Origin of the sequence: Bacillus hominis (genome assembly GCF_018332515.1) — a bacterium.
In the GTDB taxonomy this organism is placed as follows: domain Bacteria; phylum Bacillota; class Bacilli; order Bacillales; family Bacillaceae_G; genus Bacillus_A; species Bacillus_A hominis.
On the sequence record NZ_BOQD01000617.1, the window covers coordinates 1 to 378 of the forward strand.

At 53.7% G+C, this 378-nt stretch carries 1 protein-coding gene; it reads left to right on the forward strand.

Annotated features, from left to right (window positions below):
* Positions 1–378: peptidoglycan recognition protein family protein (locus KI356_RS27645; RefSeq protein WP_212937057.1), on the forward strand; the 378-nt coding region annotated here is incomplete at both ends.

A 378-nucleotide genomic window follows, 5' to 3' on the forward strand; every position in this document is an offset into this window, starting at 1 on the left:
ACCAAGCCAAGTCAGAATGTTGGTGTCCGTGAGATTCGCCAGTGGCACAAAGAGCAGGGTTGGCTCGATGTGGGATACCACTTTATCATCAAGCGAGACGGTACTGTGGAGGCAGGACGAGATGAGATGGCTGTAGGCTCTCACGCTAAGGGTTACAACCACAACTCTATCGGCGTCTGCCTTGTTGGTGGTATCGACGATAAAGGTAAGTTCGACGCTAACTTTACGCCAGCCCAAATGCAATCCCTTCGCTCACTGCTTGTCACACTGCTGGCTAAGTACGAAGGCGCTGTGCTTCGCGCCCATCATGAGGTGGCGCCGAAGGCTTGCCCTTCGTTCGACCTTAAGCGTTGGTGGGAGAAGAACGAACTGGTCACT